This is a genomic window from Burkholderia sp. Bp9099 (genome assembly GCF_003857805.1).
Classification (GTDB): Bacteria; Pseudomonadota; Gammaproteobacteria; order Burkholderiales; family Burkholderiaceae; genus Burkholderia.
On record NZ_QTPU01000044.1, the window covers coordinates 1 to 17220 of the forward strand.

General features: G+C 67.4%; 16 protein-coding genes. 5 read left to right on the forward strand and 11 right to left on the reverse strand.

Annotated features, from left to right (window positions below; genetic code table 11):
* Window positions 1–234 (forward strand): hypothetical protein (locus DIE17_RS37655; RefSeq protein WP_185735419.1); only part of this gene is annotated, 234 nt, incomplete at its 5' end.
* A 114-nt stretch (window positions 235–348) separates the two neighbouring features.
* Here the strand turns inward: DIE17_RS37655 and DIE17_RS33720 are convergent.
* From DIE17_RS33720 to phnS, 7 genes are read right to left on the reverse strand one after another with little or no spacing between them, the layout of a single operon-like run.
* Window positions 349–900, reverse strand: coding sequence for a phosphonate degradation HD-domain oxygenase (locus DIE17_RS33720; RefSeq protein WP_124489365.1), 552 nt, complete (start codon window positions 898–900; stop codon window positions 349–351).
* Window positions 901–904: 4 nt separating this feature from the next.
* Window positions 905–2359, reverse strand: coding sequence for a phosphonoacetaldehyde dehydrogenase (gene phnY / locus DIE17_RS33725; protein ID WP_124921705.1), 1455 nt, complete (start codon window positions 2357–2359; stop codon window positions 905–907).
* A complete protein-coding gene (phnA, locus tag DIE17_RS33730; RefSeq protein WP_124921706.1) occupies window positions 2356–3666 on the reverse strand; it encodes a phosphonoacetate hydrolase in 1311 nt (436 codons plus the stop codon). The genes phnY and phnA overlap by 4 nt, the downstream gene beginning before the upstream one ends.
* Entirely contained in the window at window positions 3663–4523 is an 861-nt protein-coding gene (phnV, locus tag DIE17_RS33735; RefSeq protein WP_044845723.1) for a 2-aminoethylphosphonate ABC transport system, membrane component PhnV, read from the reverse strand. The genes phnA and phnV overlap by 4 nt, the downstream gene beginning before the upstream one ends.
* Entirely contained in the window at window positions 4513–5433 is a 921-nt protein-coding gene (locus tag DIE17_RS33740; protein ID WP_124921707.1) for a 2-aminoethylphosphonate ABC transporter permease subunit, read from the reverse strand. The genes phnV and DIE17_RS33740 overlap by 11 nt, the downstream gene beginning before the upstream one ends.
* Window positions 5411–6514, reverse strand: coding sequence for a 2-aminoethylphosphonate ABC transport system ATP-binding subunit PhnT (gene phnT, locus DIE17_RS33745; RefSeq protein ID WP_124921708.1), 1104 nt, complete (start codon window positions 6512–6514; stop codon window positions 5411–5413). The genes DIE17_RS33740 and phnT overlap by 23 nt, the downstream gene beginning before the upstream one ends.
* A 34-nt stretch (window positions 6515–6548) precedes the next feature.
* Window positions 6549–7640 (reverse strand): 2-aminoethylphosphonate ABC transporter substrate-binding protein, encoded by a 1092-nt coding sequence (phnS, locus tag DIE17_RS33750; RefSeq protein WP_044845726.1) that lies wholly within the window; start codon window positions 7638–7640, stop codon window positions 6549–6551.
* A 255-nt stretch (window positions 7641–7895) separates the two neighbouring features.
* On the opposite strand from phnS, the gene DIE17_RS33760 reads away from it, so the two are divergent.
* Window positions 7896–9005: a 2-aminoethylphosphonate--pyruvate transaminase gene (locus DIE17_RS33760; RefSeq protein WP_124921709.1), complete on the forward strand. Its 1110-nt coding sequence runs from the start codon at window positions 7896–7898 to the stop codon at window positions 9003–9005.
* A 102-nt stretch (window positions 9006–9107) separates the two neighbouring features.
* Here the strand turns inward: DIE17_RS33760 and DIE17_RS33765 are convergent, their stop codons facing one another.
* The 3 genes from DIE17_RS33765 to aroQ are packed head-to-tail and all read right to left on the reverse strand — an operon-like array spanning window position 9108 to window position 11796.
* Window positions 9108–10448 carry an MFS transporter gene (locus DIE17_RS33765; RefSeq protein ID WP_124489359.1) on the reverse strand — a complete coding sequence of 447 codons (1341 nt, stop codon included), beginning with the start codon at window positions 10446–10448 and terminating at the stop codon, window positions 9108–9110.
* Window positions 10449–10489: 41 nt separating this feature from the next.
* Window positions 10490–11344: a shikimate dehydrogenase gene (locus tag DIE17_RS33770; RefSeq protein ID WP_124489358.1), complete on the reverse strand. Its 855-nt coding sequence runs from the start codon at window positions 11342–11344 to the stop codon at window positions 10490–10492.
* The gene (gene aroQ, locus DIE17_RS33775) at window positions 11341–11796 is read right to left on the reverse strand and encodes a type II 3-dehydroquinate dehydratase (RefSeq protein ID WP_044845730.1); all 456 of its coding nucleotides are present in this window, start codon (window positions 11794–11796) and stop codon (window positions 11341–11343) included. The genes DIE17_RS33770 and aroQ overlap by 4 nt, the downstream gene beginning before the upstream one ends.
* A gap of 257 nt (window positions 11797–12053) precedes the next feature.
* On the opposite strand from aroQ, the gene DIE17_RS33780 reads away from it, so the two are divergent.
* Both DIE17_RS33780 and DIE17_RS33785 read left to right on the forward strand, forming a co-directional pair.
* Window positions 12054–13946 carry a bifunctional sugar phosphate isomerase/epimerase/4-hydroxyphenylpyruvate dioxygenase family protein gene (locus DIE17_RS33780; RefSeq protein WP_124921710.1) on the forward strand — a complete coding sequence of 631 codons (1893 nt, stop codon included), beginning with the start codon at window positions 12054–12056 and terminating at the stop codon, window positions 13944–13946.
* A gap of 285 nt (window positions 13947–14231) precedes the next feature.
* A complete protein-coding gene (locus DIE17_RS33785; RefSeq protein WP_059528378.1) occupies window positions 14232–14495 on the forward strand; it encodes a hypothetical protein in 264 nt (87 codons plus the stop codon).
* A gap of 62 nt (window positions 14496–14557) precedes the next feature.
* Here the strand turns inward: DIE17_RS33785 and DIE17_RS33790 are convergent, their stop codons facing one another.
* Complete coding sequence (locus tag DIE17_RS33790; RefSeq protein ID WP_044845733.1) at window positions 14558–15352, reverse strand: AraC family transcriptional regulator; 795 nt, start codon at window positions 15350–15352, stop codon at window positions 14558–14560.
* A 649-nt stretch (window positions 15353–16001) separates the two neighbouring features.
* Here DIE17_RS33790 and DIE17_RS33800 point away from each other — a divergent pair.
* Window positions 16002–17138: a branched-chain amino acid ABC transporter substrate-binding protein gene (locus DIE17_RS33800; RefSeq protein ID WP_044845855.1), complete on the forward strand. Its 1137-nt coding sequence runs from the start codon at window positions 16002–16004 to the stop codon at window positions 17136–17138.
* Window positions 17139–17220: the final 82 nt, after the last annotated feature.

Here is a 17220-nt window from a genome sequence, read left to right on the forward strand (position 1 = left end):
TTTAAAGAGCATTTCTGCGAGGACCCGGAGGCTTTCTCAGCAGCGCTGCATTTTCAGCAGCAGAGAAGCGAGATTATGAACCATCTTTTTCAGTTCGTCAACAACTTTTTAACTGCTTCGTTGCGACGGCTGGGGTTCAACTTCCTGCACCGCCGAGGCCGCTACGACCCGCCCGACAGCACCGCTTCCCTTCTTCTCCCGCGCCGCGTTTGCGTTAGCGCGAAAGAGGCGTGATTCTAAGCACCTGCCGGCAATCGCGCAAGGGGTTTCGTGAAAAATATAAGGCCCCGCACGCTGCCGCGTGCGGGGCCTTATATTGCGAGGCCTTATATGGATGCAGCCGAATCGTCAGCTCACGCGCACCTGGCGCGCCACGATCTCGATATAGTGATCGAGATCCGGCGTCGCCTTGCCCTCTTCCTTGGCCGCATCGTCCCAGCGGCGCAGTCGCAGCGCGTCTTCCGCGAACGGGCGCTGCAGGAATGCCGCCGTCTCCGCTTCACTGAAGATGCCGCCCTGCAGCGCGAGGCTGCGCACCGAATCCGGCGACAGGCTCTCGAAGTAGCCGGCGTCCGTGCGGCACAGGCAACGCTTCGCGTCGACGTGCAGCCGGATCGGCTCCAGAACCGCGTCCGAAAACAGCGGCCGCAGGAACGGCAGCACGTAATACTGATGCAGGTCGTCGATTCCGCGCGCGCTCGGCGTCTCGCCCTGCCGATTCAGCAAATGCCCCAGGTCATGCAGGAACGCCGCCGCGACCAGCGCCTCGTCGGCACCCGCCTCCTCCGCCAGCAAGCCGCTCTGCAACGCATGCTCCAGCTGCGTGACCGGTTCGCCGCTGTACGCGACATGGCCGTGCTCGCGATACAGTCCGTCGATCTCTTCCACCGTCAATGCCATCCGCTCACTCCCAAGGCAGCGAAAACGTCTTCAGGTTCGTGAAGCTCTTCATCGCTTCCTGAACACCTTCCTTATAGCCGAGCCCCGAATCCTTGATCCCGCCGAACGGCGACAGCTCGATCCGGTAACCGGGCACCTCCCAGATATTCACCGTCCCGACGTTCAGCTCGTTCACGAACCGCACGACCGCGGCCGTACTGTCCGTACAGATACCCGACGACAGCCCGAACGCCGTGCCGTTGCTGATCCGGATCGCGTCGTCGATCGTGTCGAACGCGATGACGGGTGAAACGGGGCCGAAGGTCTCCTCGCGCACGAGCGTCATCGACGGATCGACGTTGTCGAGCACGGTCGGCGAATAGAGCGCACCGCGCCGCACGTTGCCGGTCAGCAGGCGCGCCCCCTGCGCGACCGCCTCGCCGACCCGGGCCTCGAACAGCCGCGCCGCGACGTCGTCGATCACCGTGCCCATTTCGTTTGCGGGATCGAACGGATCGCCGTACTTCCAGGCGCGCGTCTTCTCGACGAGCAGCTCGGTAAACGCCGGCGCGACCGAGCGCTGTACCAGGATCCGCTTGACGGCCGTGCAGCGCTGCCCCGAATTCCGGTACGAACCGAGCACGGCCAGGGATGCCGCACGTTCCAGATCGGCATCGTCGAGGACGATCAGCGGATCGTTGCCGCCCAGTTCCAGCACGATGCGCCGGTAGCCCGCCCGCGCGGCGATCGCCTTGCCGATCGACACGCCGCCCGTAAAGGTAATCAGCGATGCATGCGGATGCGTGACGAGTTCGTCCGCGATTTCGCGCGGGTCGCCGGTCAGCACCTGCAGCATCGGCTCCGGCAAACCGGCTTCATACAGCAGGTCCGCCAGATAAAACGCCGACAGCGGTACCTTCTCCGACGGCTTCACGATCACGCGGTTGTTGGTCGCGATCGCCGGCGCGATCTTGTGCGCGACCTGGTTCATCGGGTGATTGAACGGCGTGATCGCGACGATCACGCCGTCGAGCGGCTGGCGCTGCGAGAACACGCGGCGCGCCTTGCCGTGGGGCGTCAGGTCGCACGAGAAGCTCTGCGCGTCGTCGCGCAGCGCTTCGACCGACGCAAACTTCAGCACGTCGGCAACGCGACCGATCTCGTAGCGCGAATCCTGTTTCGACAATCCCGACTCGAGCGTGATCAGGTCGGACGCCTCCTCGGCACGCTCGCGCAGCAGCGCGGCCGCGCGCTCGAGGATCTGCGAACGCTCGTAGCGCGTGAGCGCGGGCCGGTATGCCATCGCGTAGTCGAACGCGGCGCGCACATCGTCGACGCTCGCCAGCGGCGCCGTACCGACGCGCGTGCCGGTGTACGGATCGCCGACGTCGAGCACACGGTCGCGCGTCGCGCGCGTGCCGCACCAGCGCAGCGCCTCGGCGCGGAACGCGGGGTGATCCTGTCGGGGGTGAGCCATCATGTCGCGACCCGATTCAGCACGAAATCGAAGACGTCGAAGTTGCGCGGACGACGTGCAGGGTCGTCCCGCTCGATCCGACGGTTGAACAGCAACGGCACCTCCTGCTCGGACACGCCGCCGTGCGAACGCAGCGGCACGGTCAACCCGGACAAGTCGTGTTCGCGCTCGCGCGTGCCGAGCGTCATGTCGCGCCGCGCGATCACGACGAGGTCGCCGATCCGGTCGGCAGGCAGTTCGAAGCGCGCGGCCGCTTCCGCGTTGTCGAGTACGAGCTCGACGCCGTCGAGCCCGCCGACGCGCCACATCGCTTCGACCCGGTCGATGCCGGGCGCCAGGTAGACGGTTGCGAACGAGCCGAGCGCGCCGTGGTGCACGACGTACGGATCGGTGATCGGCAGGATCACGCGTGCGGCCCGCGCACCGAACCAGCCGTCGAACGCATCCTGAAGATAGATCACGTTCGGGCGGCCCGTGGCCGGATCGTGCTTCGCGTTCATCCCGTGGTCGGCCGTGAGCCCGATCGCCCAGCCGAGCGCATCGAGCTGCGCGAGATAGCCGTCCATCATTGCGTAGAACGCGTTCGCGCCGGCACTGCCCGGCTCGCACTTGTGCTGCACGTAGTCGGTGGTCGACAGGTACATCAGGTCGACCTGGCGAGTCTGCGCGAGCCGCACGCCGGCCGCGAACACGAATTCGGACAATGCCGCGCTGTACACGTCCGGCGACGGCAGGCCGACCCAGTCGAGCACGTCGACGATCCCGTTTTCCGCGAGATTCGCCTGCGCGGCCTTCTCGGCGGAAAAACAGATGCCGTTCATCTGCCAGCCGAGCAGCCGGCGCAGCTTGTCCTTCGCCGTGACGACGGCCACCCGCGCGCCGGCGTCGGACGCCGCCGCGAGCAGCGTGCCGGCCCGCAGGTAGGCCGGGTCGTTCATCATCACTTCGGCGCCGCGACCGCCGTCGGCGGCCGGATCCCAGAAGTAGTTGCCGCAGATCCCATGAATCGACGGCGGCACGCCGCAGACGATCGACAGGTTGTTCGGGTTGGTGAAGGTCGGCACGACGCAGTCGGCGCGCCACGCGGTGCCTTGCGCGATCATCCGGCCGATGAACGGCGCGACGCCCGCTTCCACCGCACGCTCGAGATAGTCGTACTCGCAGCCGTCGACGCAGATGACGACGGTCGGTTCGACCGGTAGCCGGTAGCGTCGGCCGTTGACGTCGACGGAACGTCCCGCGAGATCCGCCGAACCCTTGCCCGCGGCCGATTGCTCGCCGGGCTGTCGCAATGCGAACGCGGCGTTCATGATGCCGCCCGCTTGCCGCGCGGCACGCGCGCGGCGATCAGCAGCAGCGCCGCGAGCGACGCGCCGAGCATCAGCAGCGACAGCGCCGAGGCGGGCAGGTAATAGCCGCGCTCAACCTGGCCGATCACGACGATCGGCACGGTCGCGAAACCGGGCGGATAGACGGTCAGCGTCGCGCCGAGTTCGCCGAGCGACAGCGCGAAGCCGAGCGCGAGGCTCGCGCGCAGCGCCGGCACGAGCTGCGGCAGCAGCACGCGGCGCAGCACCATCGCGGGCGGTGCACCGAGGCTCGCCGCCGCTTCGCGCAGCACGGTCAGCTCCGGACGCAGCGCGGCGGCCGCGCAGCGATAGCAGAAGGGCAGGATCAGCGCGAGCTGCACGAGCACGACGATCGCCGCGGAGCTCGACAGGTCGAGCGGCTTCTGGTGATACGCGATCAGCACCGCGAGCCCGAGCACGACGCTCGGCACACCGTTCGGCACCATCACGAGCGCGTCGACGACCGCGCCGAGACCGCGCCGGTCGCGCCCCTCGAGTGCAAGCGCAAGCCACAGCCCGAGGATCGTGCCGATCGCCGACACGCCGAAGCCGATTTCGAGGCTCGTCAGCAGCGCGTCGTATTCCGGCGACCCGAGCCGCTCGAACCAGCGCAGGCTGTAGCCGGCCGGCAGGATCGTGCCCGACCACTGCGTCGACACGCTCGACAGCGCGACGACGATGACCGGCAGCACGAACAGCCAGAAGCAGGCGAACGCGGCCAGCGCGAGCGCGGCGCGCGACGCATGCTTGAGCAGCGTGTCGCTCCAGCCGATCCGATGACGCGGCACGGCTTGCCCGATATGGAATTCAGCGGACATCGTTCCCTCCCGTCGCACGCCGGTTCACCCGGCGATAAACCGTATAGAGCGCCAGCGACAGCGCGAGCATCACGACCGCGCCGGCCGACGCGGTCGGCAGGTCGAGATCGACGGTCGCGCTGCTGTAGATCGCGACCGGCAGGGTCACGAGCCGCGCGCTGCCGAGCACGAGCAGGATCCCGAACTCGTTCAGCGTCAGCAGGAAACACAGCACCGTGCCGGCGGCGATGCCCGGCCACGCGATCGGCAGCACGACGCGGCGCGCGAGCATCCAGCCGGACGCGCCAAGGCTGCGCGCCGCTTCGATCAGGCGCAGGTCGAGCGTCGCGAACGACGCGAGCGTCGGCCGCACGACGAACGGCGTATAGAACACGGTCTGCGCGAGGATCACGCCGCCGATGCCGAACAGGAAGTCGAGCGGCGGGTTCTCGAGATGGAACAGGTGCTGCAGCGCGATGCTGATCGAGCCTTGCGAGCCGTACAGGAAGATCAAGGTGAACGCGACGAGGAACGACGGGAACGCGACGTACAGTTCCAGGAAGCGCGTGACGAGCGACGCGCCCGGGAACGGCTTGAAGAACAGCAGCGCGGCCAGCAGCACGCCGAGCACCGATGCGGTGCCGGCGCTCGCGAACAGCACGCCGACCGTCGTCAGCAGCACGTTGCGCGTATCGGGGTTGCCGAAGAAGGTCCGGTATGCGGCGAAGCTCAGCCCGTGATCGCCGGACACGCTCAGCAGCACGAGCCGCACCAGCGGATAGACGACGAGCGGGCCGAGCACGACGATCGCGAACGCGGCGAGGTGCAGGTCGCCCATGCGCTTGCGGCGCCGCGCGGCGGCGGCATGCGCGGCGGCCGACGCGAGCACGTGCGGCGGCAGGCCGGCTTCAGGGCTCGATAAGGACGACATCGTCTGCCTCGCAATGCAGGGACACGCGCGCACCGCGCTCGGGAGCCGCGCCGCGGCCGCGTTGCATCGTCACGCGCACGGGTTCGTCGGGCGCCGCGTCGATCATGACCGCGATCGACAGGTCCGCGCCCTGCCATTCGACCGACGACACCGTGCCGTGCAGGCCGCCCGCCGCGAGCGGCATCACGGTCAGCCGCTCGGGGCGCACGCACGCGACCTTGCCGCGCACGTCGTGACGCGGGTCGCCGAGCGGGAAGATCACGTGCGGCGGCAGCAGGTTGGCCGGGCCGAGATAGCGCGCGACGTAGCCGTCCTTCGGCGCGTCGTACAGCTGCTGCGGCGTGCCGAGCTGCGCGATGCGGCCGTCGCGCATCAGCAGCGCGCGGTCGGACAGCACGAGCGCGTCGTCGCGGTCGTGCGTCACGCAGACGACGGTCAGGTTCGGCAGGCGCTCGTGCAGCGCCTTCAGTTCGCTGCGCACCGACGCGCGCAGATTGGCGTCGAGCGCCGACAGCGGCTCGTCGAGCAGCAGCACGTCCGGCTCGATCACGAGCGCGCGCGCCAGCGCGACGCGCTGCTGCATCCCGCCGGACAGTTGCGCGGGCAGATGGTGGCCCGCGTCGCCGAGTTGCACGAGCTTCAGCGCGTCGGCGACGCGGCGCGTCACTTCCGGCGACGCCATGCCGCGTGCGCGCAGCCCGAATGCGACGTTCTCGAACACCGACAGGTGCGGGAACAGCGCGTAATTCTGGAACAGCAGACCGAGGTTGCGCTTGTGCGGCGGCGCATGGGTCAGGTCGCGTCCGGCCACGGTCAGCGTGCCGGTCAGGCCGTCGGCCTTCACGAACCCGGCGATGAAGCGCAGCAGCGTGGTCTTGCCGCAGCCGCTCTTGCCGAGCACGGTCAGAAATTCACCGGCGCCGATCGACAGCGACAGATCTTCCAGCACCGTGCGTGCGCCGTAGCGCACGCTGAGGTGCTCGATCTGCACGCCGCCCGGCGCGCCGGACCGCAGCGTTGCTTGCGGTTCGGCGGCGCCGAATGCGCCGGGATGGGTCAGGGTGGTTTCCACCGGGTTCATCCTCTTGCTCACTAATACAGGCAGCGTGCGCCGATCACTTCGGCTTGACGACGTCGAGCTGCTTGCCCGAGCTGCCGATCACGTCCTTCTTCCAGCGCTCGATCCACACCGGCTTCTTCGCCATCACCTGGGTCCAGTCGACCGGGATCAGCTTCACGCCCGCGATCGCCTTCTTGACCGCCTCGCCGTTCTTGCCGGCCAGCGGCACGTCCGTGCGGCCCGGGATGCCGTACATGTCCGGCACCTTCGACTGCACGTCGGTCGACATCAGGTAGTCGATCAGCTTCTTGCCGGCGTCCTGATTCGGGCCGCTCTTGATCAGGCCGATGCCGTACGGCAGCTGGAACGTGGTCGGCTGGTCGCCGTCCTTCGCGGCCAGGAAGATCGGCTTGACGGACAGCGCGCCGTGCTCGGCGTCGTCGAGGTCCATCTGCAGGTCGCCGTTCGCGACGCTGATCTCGTTACGCGACAGCAGCACATTCAGGTAGCCGGTGCCCTTCGTGTGGAACTTCACGCTCTGCGACAGCTTCGCGAGATAGTCGAACGCCTTGTCCTCGCCCATCAGCGACGTCGTCAGGATCAGCACGGCCATCCCGTCGCCGGCGGTGGCCGGGTTCGAGTACGCGACCTTGCCCGCGTAGGCCGGCGACAGCAGGTCGGCGAACGTCTTCGGCTGGTTCTTCACGACGTCCGGGTTGATCGCGAACGAGAAGTAGTTGTTCACGAACGTCGCCCAGGTGCCGTCTTCCGCCTTCGCGATCGCCGGCACGTTCTTGTAGTTCACGCTCTGGTACGGCTGCAACAGGCCCATTTGGCCGGCTTGCTGGATGAACGGCGGCAGCGTGACGATCACGTCCGCCTTCGGCGAATTCTTTTCGATGTTCGCGCGGTTGACGACCTCGCCGCTGCCCGCCGTCACGATGTTGACCTTGACGCCTTCCTTCTTCTCGAACGCCGGCAGCACATCGCGATAGAGGTTCTCGAGACCGTCCGCCGTATACAGCACGACCGCGTTCGCCGCGTGCGCGGGCATCGCGGCGCCTTGCAGCAGACCGGCGGCGCAGGCGGCCAGCGCAAGCTTGCGGAACGCGCCGGCAGCGGCGCGCGAGGAATTCTGCAGTGTCATCTCACTTCTCCGTAGGCGGAACACCAAACGGCCGGGGCACGATCCGGCTCCTTTCAGTCGGACAGACCGACAACCGGCCCGTCTCGCTGCCGCGCTGCAGGTGGTCTCGCGCGGCAACCGAAGGATCACAGCGTTCGATGACAACGCCGTGACGTGTGCCACAATTTCCAAAAAATGACACATTTTGCCAATATCATGCAAGTCATTCAGAAATGCCGCCCTGGCGTTTCATCCGACCTTTGCTGGAGAAAAATCATGTCGAACCCGATTCTGCTCACGCCCGGCCCGCTCACCACGTCCGCCACAACACGCCACGCAATGCAACACGACTGGGGCTCGTGGGACGCCGCTTTCAATCAACTGACGGCGAGCGTCTGCGCGGATCTCGTCGCGATCGCGCGCGGCGGCGACGCATACGTGTGCGTGCCGATGCAAGGCAGCGGCACGTTTTCGGTCGAAGCCGCGCTCGGCACGCTGGTGCCGCGCGACGGCGTCGTGCTGGTGCCGGACAACGGCGCGTATTGCGCGCGCATCCTGAAGATCCTCGGCCGGCTCGGCATCGAGTCGATCGCGCTGCCGTTCGGCGAGAACGCGGCGGTCGACCCCGGCGCGGTCGAAGCCGCGTTCGCGCGCGAGCCGCGCATCACGCACGTCGCGCTGGTGCACCTGGAAACAAGTGCCGGCATCCTGAATCCGCTCGACGCGATCGCGGCCGTGTGCCGGCGGCACGGCAAGCGGCTGATCGTCGATGCGATGAGTTCGTTCGGCGCGCTGCCGATCACCCTGGCGGACAGCGGGATCGACGCGCTGATCTCGGCGAGCGGCAAATGCCTGGAAGGCGTGCCGGGGATGGGGTTCGCGATCGTGCGGCGCGCTGCGCTCGACGCGTGCGAAGGCAACTCGCGGTCGCTCGCGCTCGACCTCCACGATCAGTACGCGTACCTGCGCAAGACGGGCCAGTGGCGTTTCACACCACCGACCCACGTGATCGCCGCGCTACGCGCCGCGCTCGACCAGTACCTGGCCGAAGGCGGCCAGCCCGCGCGCGGTGCGCGCTATGCGGAAAACTGCCGGACGCTGGTCGAATCGATGCGTGCGCTCGGCTTCACGCCGTTCCTCGACGCCGGTGTGCAGGCGCCCGTGATCGTCACGTTCCATGCGCCCGACCATCCGGCCTACGATTTCCGCCGCTTCTACGACGCGGTGCGCGACGCGGGCTTCATCCTGTATCCGGGCAAGCTGACGCAACTCGAGACGTTCCGCGTCGGCTGCATCGGCGCGATCGATGCCGGCGACATCCGGCGGGCGGTCGCGGCGATCGCACAGGCGGTCGAATCGCTCGGGATCACGATGCGGCACGCGTGAGCGCGGCGGCCTGAACCGCTTCGCAGTCGCGAGCGGATACAAAAAAGCCCGGCGACCCACAGGTCGCCGGGCGAACGCACCGAGAGTGCGTGGAGCCGGTGCTTACAGTTCGATCCGCTTGATGTCGCCGACGACGAAGATGTACGACAGCGCACCGATCAACGCGATCACGCCGATGAACACCAGCGCACCGACGAACGAGCCGGTCGACGCGACGATGAAGCCGACGACGAGCGGCGTAATGATGCCGGCCAGGTTCGCCGCGAAGTTGAAGATGCCGCCGGTCACGCCGAGCAGGCCGTCCGGCGCGATGTCGGACACGAGCGTCCAGCCGAGCGCGGCCATCCCCTGCGCGAAGAACGCGACCGACATGATCGCGATCACGGCTTCGTTGCTTTGCACGTAGTTCGCGAGAATGATCGTCGACGCGAGCAGCAGGCCGGCGATGATCGGCAGCTTGCGTGCGAGGTTCGCGGACTTGCCGCGGCGCAGCAACCAGTCGGAGAAGATCCCGCCGAACATCACGCCGACCGACGCGGCGATGAACGGCATGATCGCGAAGAAGCCGATCTTCAGCCAACCCATGTGGCGCTCGGTCGCGAGATAGGTCGGGAACCAGGTCAGGAAGAACACGAGCGTCGAGTTGCCGGCGAACTGGCCGAGGCAGATCCCCGCGAGCTGGCGCTTCTTCAGCAGCTGGCCGGCCATCGCCCAGCTGAACTTGGCCTGGGCGGGCTTGCCGCCCTTGTCGCCGTCCTTGCGCGCGCCGTGCACGAGACCGCCGCCCGCTTCGATGTACGCGAGTTCTTCCGAATTCGCGGCCGGATGGTTGCGCGGCTCGTGATAGAACTTCCACCAGACCAGGCCGAACACGATGCCGACCCCACCGACGACCCAGAACAGCGAACGCCAGCCGAACGCACCCATCAGCGCGAACAGCACGGGGCTGAAGAACGCGAGACCGATGTACTCGCCGACGGTGTAGGTGCCGGTCGCCATCGCACGTTCATTCTGCGGGAACCACGTCGCGACGACGCGGCTGTTGGTCGGGAAACACGGCGCTTCCGTCACGCCGAGGCCGAGCCGGCATGCGAGCAGCGTCCCGACGCCGGGCACGAAGCCCTGCAGGAGCGTGCACAGCGACCACAACGTCATCGACCAGTAATAGGTGATCTTGCTGCCGAAGCGGTCGAGGAACAGGCCGCCGGGCACCTGCATCGCGACGTACGTCCACGAGAACGCGGAGAACATGATGCCCATCACGGCCGCGTTGATGCCGAGCTCCTTGGTGAGCTGCGGCGCAGCCACCCCCAGCACGGTACGGTCGAGATAGTTGATCATCGTGCCGATCGCGAGCAGCGCGAGGATCTTGTAGCGCGCCGAGGTCCGCCGGACCGTACCGGCCGCCGCGGGCGCGGCGTTCGTGTGGGTGGTGTGCTGCATGGTTGTCTCCTGGTCTATTTTTCAGCTGGTCGCTAGAAGGGTCAGCGTGCGACGAGCGACTGAAAGTGTTCGAACATCCGTTCGTCGTCCGGCGTTCGTCCGGTGAAGATCTCGAACGCATCGACGGCCTGGTACACGGCCATCCCGCCGCCCGGCAGCGTCGCGCAGCCGGCCGCGCGCGCGGCGCGGATCAGCTCGGTTTCGAGCGGGAAATACACGATGTCGGCGACCCACATGCCCGCGCGGAGCAGCTCGGCCGGCAGCGGCAGGCCCGGATGCTTGGCCATGCCGGTCGGCGTGCAATGGATCAGGCCGGTCGCGGCCTGCATCGCGGCCGCGAGATCGCTGCCCGGCGTGACCCGGGCGGCCGGGAAGCGCTGCTGCAGTTCACCCGCGAGCGCGGTGGCGCGCGTGCCGTCGACGTCGAAGATCGTCAGGTCGGCGGCACCCATCTGCAGCGCCGCATGCGCGACGGCCGCACCCGCGCCGCCCGCGCCGAGCTGCACGACACGTTCGAGCGACGCATCGGGCAGCCCGCGGCGGAACGACTTCGCGAAACCCGACCAGTCGGTGTTGTGGCCGATCCGCTTGCCGTCCTTGAACAGCACGGTGTTGACCGCGCCGAGTGCGCGCGCGTCGTCCGACAGTGCGTCGAGGTGCTCGATCACGCGCTGCTTGCAAGGATGCGTGATGTTGAGCCCGTTGTAGCCCATCCGCTGCGCGGCATCGAGCAGTTCCGGCAGCGCGTCGGCGCTCACGCCGAGCACGTCCAGATCGATGCGCCGGTACACGTAGCCGAATCCCTGGCGGAAGCCTTCTTCCTCGTGCATCGCGGGCGACAGCGAACCGCCGATGCCCTGGCCGATCAGGCCGATCAGAAAAGACGGGCGGCTCATCGTGCGGCTCCTTGGGCAAAAATGGTCGACAGGCGCTGCAGCGCGAATACGTAGCCTTCGGTGCCGCAGCCGCAGATCACGGCTTCGGCCACCGCCGACACATAAGAGTGGTGACGGAATGCCTCGCGGCGATGCACGTTCGAGATATGCACCTCGATCACGGGTTTCGCGATCGCGGACAGCGCGTCGGCCAGCGCGACCGACGTGTGCGTGTAGGCGGCCGGATTGATCACGATGCCGTGCGTGTCGTGACGCGCGGCATGCAGCCAGTCGATCAGCTGGTGCTCGGCGTTCGACTGGCGGAAATCGATCTCCAGCCCGAGCCCGTCGGCCGCCGTGCGGCAACGCTGCTCGAGGTCGGCGAGGGTTTCCGCGCCGTAGATGTGGGGCTCGCGGGTCCCCAGCAGATTCAGGTTCGGGCCGTTCAGCACCAGCACCTTGTGCTTGCTCATGGTGTTTCTGCTCCTAAAACAGGGGCGAATCGCTAGTCGACTTCGCCCTCTGACGTCAAGATTTGGCGCTAGTGTGCGCTTGCGCAAGCGCAATGTCTTTTCGGGTTTTCGCTGATTTGTACCATCTAGTTAGTTTGTATAATTTCACTCACTCCCCTAGTAAATTCGGGATATGGCGCTCACCGGTAATTCAACGACTGGTTCATTCCGGCCCGATCCGGCCGACGCCACACCCCGCTCATCCGCAGGATTCGCCCATGCAGCGCTCGATCGCCACCGTGTCACTGTCCGGCACGCTCGCCGAGAAGCTCGCCGCCATCCAGGCCGCCGGCTTCGACGGTGTCGAAATCTTCGAGAACGACCTCGTCTACTTCGACGGATCGCCCGCCGACGTGCGGCGCATGGCCGCCGATCTCGGCCTCGACATCGTGCTGTTCCAGCCGTTTCGCGACTTCGAGGGCGTGAGCCCGGCCCAGCTCGCCCGCAATCTCGACCGCATCCGCCGCAAGTTCGACGTGATGCACGCGCTCGGCACCGACCGCATCCTGGTGTGCAGCAGCGTGTCGCCCGACACGATCGCGGACGACGCGCTGCTGGTCGACCAGCTCGGCGCGCTCGCCGAAGCCGCGCGGCAGGCGGGCGTGGTCGCCGCGTACGAGGCGCTCGCGTGGGGCCGCGTCGTGAACCGGTACGGCCATGCGTGGCAGCTCGTGAACGCGGTGAACAGCCCGCACCTCGGCCTCGCGCTCGACAGCTTCCATACGCTGTCGCTCGACGATTCGCCGGACGCGATCGCCGACATCCCGGGCGACCGGATCGCGTTCGTGCAGATCGCCGATGCGCCGAAGCTCGCGATGGACGTGCTCGAATGGAGCCGTCACTACCGCTCGTTCCCCGGCCAGGGCGACTTCGACCTCGCGCGCTTCACCGCCCGCGTGATCGAGTCCGGTTACAAGGGGCCGCTGTCGCTCGAGATCTTCAACGACGGCTTCCGCGCCGCGCCGACCGCGATCACGGCCGCCGACGGCCACCGCTCGCTGCTCTATCTGGAAGAACTGACGCGCGCGCGACTCGCGCAGGACGGCCGCGCGCCGGCCGCCGACCAGCCGCTGTTCGCGCCGCCGGCACCGCCCGCGCACGTCGGGTTCCAGTTCATCGAATTCGCGGTCGACGCGCAGGCGGCGGCCACCGTCGGCGAATGGCTCGGCCGGATGCGGTTCCGGCTCGCAGGCCGTCATCGGTCGAAGGACGTGACGCTGTTCCAGCACGGTGCCGCGTCGATCGTGCTGAACGCCGAGCGCGACTCGTTCGCCGACGCGTTCTTCCAGCAGCACGGGTTGTCGCTGTGTGCGTCGGCGTTCCGCGTCGACGATGCGAAAGTGGCATTCGAGCGCGCGGCCGGCTTCGGCTACGCGCCGTTTTCCGGGCGCGTCGGCCCGAACGAGCGCGTGCTACCGGGCGTGCAGGCGCCGGACGGCAGCCTCGAATACTTCGTCGACGAGACACCGAACGCACCGACGCTGTATGAATCGGATTTCGTGCTGACCGACATCGACGGCCCGAGCGAGGTCGGTCCGCTGACGGGCATCGACCACGTCTGCCTCGCGCTGCCGGCCGACGCGCTCGACACGTGGATCCTGTTCTTCAAGACCGCCTTCGGCTTCGAGGCCGAGCGCAGCTGGCTCGTGCCCGATCCGTACGGCCTGATGCGCAGCCGCGCGGTGCGCAGCACGGACGGTTCGGTGCGCATCGCGCTGAATGCGTCGGTCGACCGTCATACGGCCGTCGCCGAATCGCTCGACCGCTATCACGGCACAGGGCTGAACCACGTCGCGTTCCGGACCGACGACATCGTGAAGACGGTCGCCGCGTTCGCGGCCGACGGCGTGCCGTTCCTGCGGATCCCGCCGAACTACTACGACGATCTGGCCGCGCGCTACGCGTTGCCGGACGAGCTGATCGACACGCTGAGGGCCCACCACCTGCTGTACGACCGCGACGAAAACGGCGGTGAATTCCTGCACGCGTATACCGAGCTGGTCGATAACCGCTTCTCGCTCGAAATCGTCGAGCGGCGCGGCGGCTACGACGGCTACGGCGCGGCCAACGCGGCTGTGCGGCTCGCCGCGCAGGCCCAGCGCAGGAAATAAGGGAGCAAGGCAATTTCGTCCAGGGGTCGAATCGAATGAGAAAAACACGACGACCCTGCGACGCGCGCCGCGCGACCGCACCATCGTGGTGAATCCCGCCGCGGCGCCCGCCCGGCAAGGCCGGCCGCCGGTGGCCGGAAACGGCCGCCCGGCGGGCGTTACATCCGGTAACGCACACCGCACCGCAGTATTCGCGCGGCCGCGGCCGTTTTAAGAATCGCTTAAGTCTCCGACGGCACCATCCGCAACCAGTACCCGACGGATATCCCGAAAAGGAGGACAGCGATGAGCGCCGTAGATGCACCCGCGGGCCGCCCGGCCGCCCCCCCAGTGAAAAAGACGATGCTGCGCCGTTTGCTCAGCCATCATGAAATCGCGACGCTGCTCGTGCTGCTGCACGCACCGATCGGCGCGAACGCCAAACCCGAATTGCCCGCGCTGCAGGAAGCCGGCCTCGTCGAGATGATCAAGCTCGATGCCGACACGGCGCCGAGCTTCCGGCTGACCGAAGACGGCACGGCCGTCCTGAAAGGGCTCGGCTACCGCTGAGCCGCCGCACGCCGAATCCCGTCTCGCCCCTTCAGATCCGCCGGCCCGGCCGGCGCGTCACTTCACCCTGCCCGGTCCTGCAGCATCAGCCGGTATTCCGTCGGCGTCACGCCGACCGTCGCCTTGAACTGGCGCGTGAACGCGCTGTGATCCGTATATCCGCATAGCGCCGCGACGTCGGTCACCTTGTCGTGCGTGACAAGCAGCGCCGTGGCCGCATCGAGCCGCGTCTTCAGCAGCACCTGGCGCGGCGTCAGGTGAAACACCTTGTGGAAGTAGCGCTCCAGCTGCGCGACCGACATCCCCGCCATCTGCGCGAGCTGCTTCAGGTTCAGCGGCTGCACGTAGTGATCCTGGATGTGCTGCACCACGTCGGCGAGCTTGCTGTAGGCCGGATGCGAGCCCTCGTGCGCCTTCAGGTCGCGCGAGATGCCCGCGAGGCCGACCACCTTGCCGGCCGCGTCGCGCAGCGGCTCCTTGCAGGTCAGGCACCAGCCCGGCTGGCGGCCCGGATACAGATGCAGCTCGAGCTGGTCCATCAGCTGCTGGCCCGCGGTGATCGTCGCCATGTCCTGCTCGAAATAGGTCTTGCCGAAGCGGCGCGGAAACACTTCGTCGGTCGTCTTGCCGAGCAGGTCGCGCTTGTCCTTGTAGCCGCAGCGCATCGCCAGCGTGCGGTTGACGAGCGCATAGCGCCCGTTCGCGTCCTTCACGAAGAACGCGACGTCGGGCAGCGCATCGAACACCGGCTCGAGCAGGCGGAAGTGCGCGAGCATCGCGCCGAGATCGGCGTTGTCGGGCTGGTAGCGCAACGTATCGGACAGGCTCATGGGCGGTGCGGCAAGCAAGGTCGTCATCCCGGCATCTGCGAAGGGGGTGGCTGATGGCGTCGATTATAGGAGCGCCGTCTCGAACGCGTCGTGGCGATCGGGCGGCCCGGCGAATGGCGGCAAGCGCAACCCGCCGTCGCTCGGCACCGATCGGGCGATTCGCATGGGCCGGCAAGCACGTCATGCGCCGTGCGGTTGTGCGCGCAACCACTGCGCCGCACGCACGTCCGGCGGGCACGATTTCGCATCGGCACGTTGCCTGGCGTCGCGCACGGCCGGCGCTGCCGACGCTATCGGCTCACCCCGCCGGCGCCGAGACTACGCGCGCCCGAACCCGCCATCCTAAAAATGCCGGCGTGTCGCGTCTTGGCGCGTTTGCGCACTCGTAATGACGATTTCAGCATATATCAGGGTTATCGACGATATGCCGAAATCGTCGCCGCCCGCGCTCCGAACGCGCAAGACGCGCGCATTTTCGCTACCTAGACTTCGATCAACGGTTACGAGACGACATCCCGCCGCCGCCGCGCACGCCGATTCCGGCACAACCCGCGCAGCGCATGGCACACCCCGCTCGGCTTTCGGAAAGGCCTGCAACCCGATACGTCTCGCCCGGTTTACCGCGCCGGCCGGCTGGCCGGCGGCGGCCCAACCATGCCATCAAGGGGAAGTGAAAGTGAAGCTGAAGGTATCGCACGTCGCGCTGGCTGCTGCCTGCGCACTGTCGGGCGCACACGCCATCGCCGCCGACGTCGTCAAGATCGGTTTCGCCGCACCGCTGACGGGGCCGCAGTCGAACTACGGCTCGGACATGCAGAAGGGCGTGCAACTCGCGATCGCCGATTTCAACGCGACGAATCCGACGATCGGCGGCAAGCCGGTCACGTTCCAGCTCGACTCGCAGGACGACCAGGCCGACCCGCGCACCGGCACGACGGTCGCGCAGCGGCTGATCGACGACAACGTCCGCGGGGTCATCGGCCACTTCAACTCGGGCACGAGCATTCCGGCGTCCGACCTGTACGATCGCGCGGGGCTGCCGCAGATCTCGATGGCGACGTCGCCGCAATACACGGCGCGCGGCTACAAGACGACCTACCGGCTGCTGACGAGCGATGCACAGGCCGGCCGCATCGTCGGCACGTATGCGGTGAAGACGCTGCACTTCAAGCGCATCGCGATCATCGACGACCGCACGGCCTACGGCCAGGGCATCGCCGACGAATTCGCGAAGGCCGTGCAGGCCGCGGGCGGCACGATCGTCAAGCGCGACTTCACGAACGACAAGGCGCTCGACTTCTCCGCGATCCTGACCAACCTGAAGGGCATCAACCCGGACGCGATCTTCTACGGCGGCGGCGATGCGCAGTCGTCGCCGATGATCCGCAAGATGCGCCAGCTCGGGATGAAGTCCGCCTTCGTGACCGGCGAGATGTCGCGCTCGCCGACGTTCCTGAAGGTCGGCGGCGACGCGGCCGAAGGCGCGATCGTCTACATGGGCGGGCTGCCGAAGGAAAAGATGCCGGGCTTCGCCGGCTACGCATCGCGCTACAAGGCACGCTTCAACGAAGACGTGATCACCTATTCGCCCTACTCGTACGACGGCACGATCGCGCTGCTCACCGCGATGAAGGACGCGAACTCGACCGACCCGAAGGTCTATACGCCGTATCTCGGCAAGGTGTCGATCAAGGGCGTGTCGGCCCCGAGCATCGCGTACGACGCGAAGGGCGACCTGAAGGATGCGCCGGTGACGATCTACAAGGTCGAGCACGGCGCGTTCAAGCCGGTCGACACGATCGCCGGCAACTGATCGCGCAGACCCTGTCACACGCGGCGCGGCAAGCGGTTCTCCCGCCTGCCGCGCCGCGTGCGTTTCGGGCTCGACGAAGTTC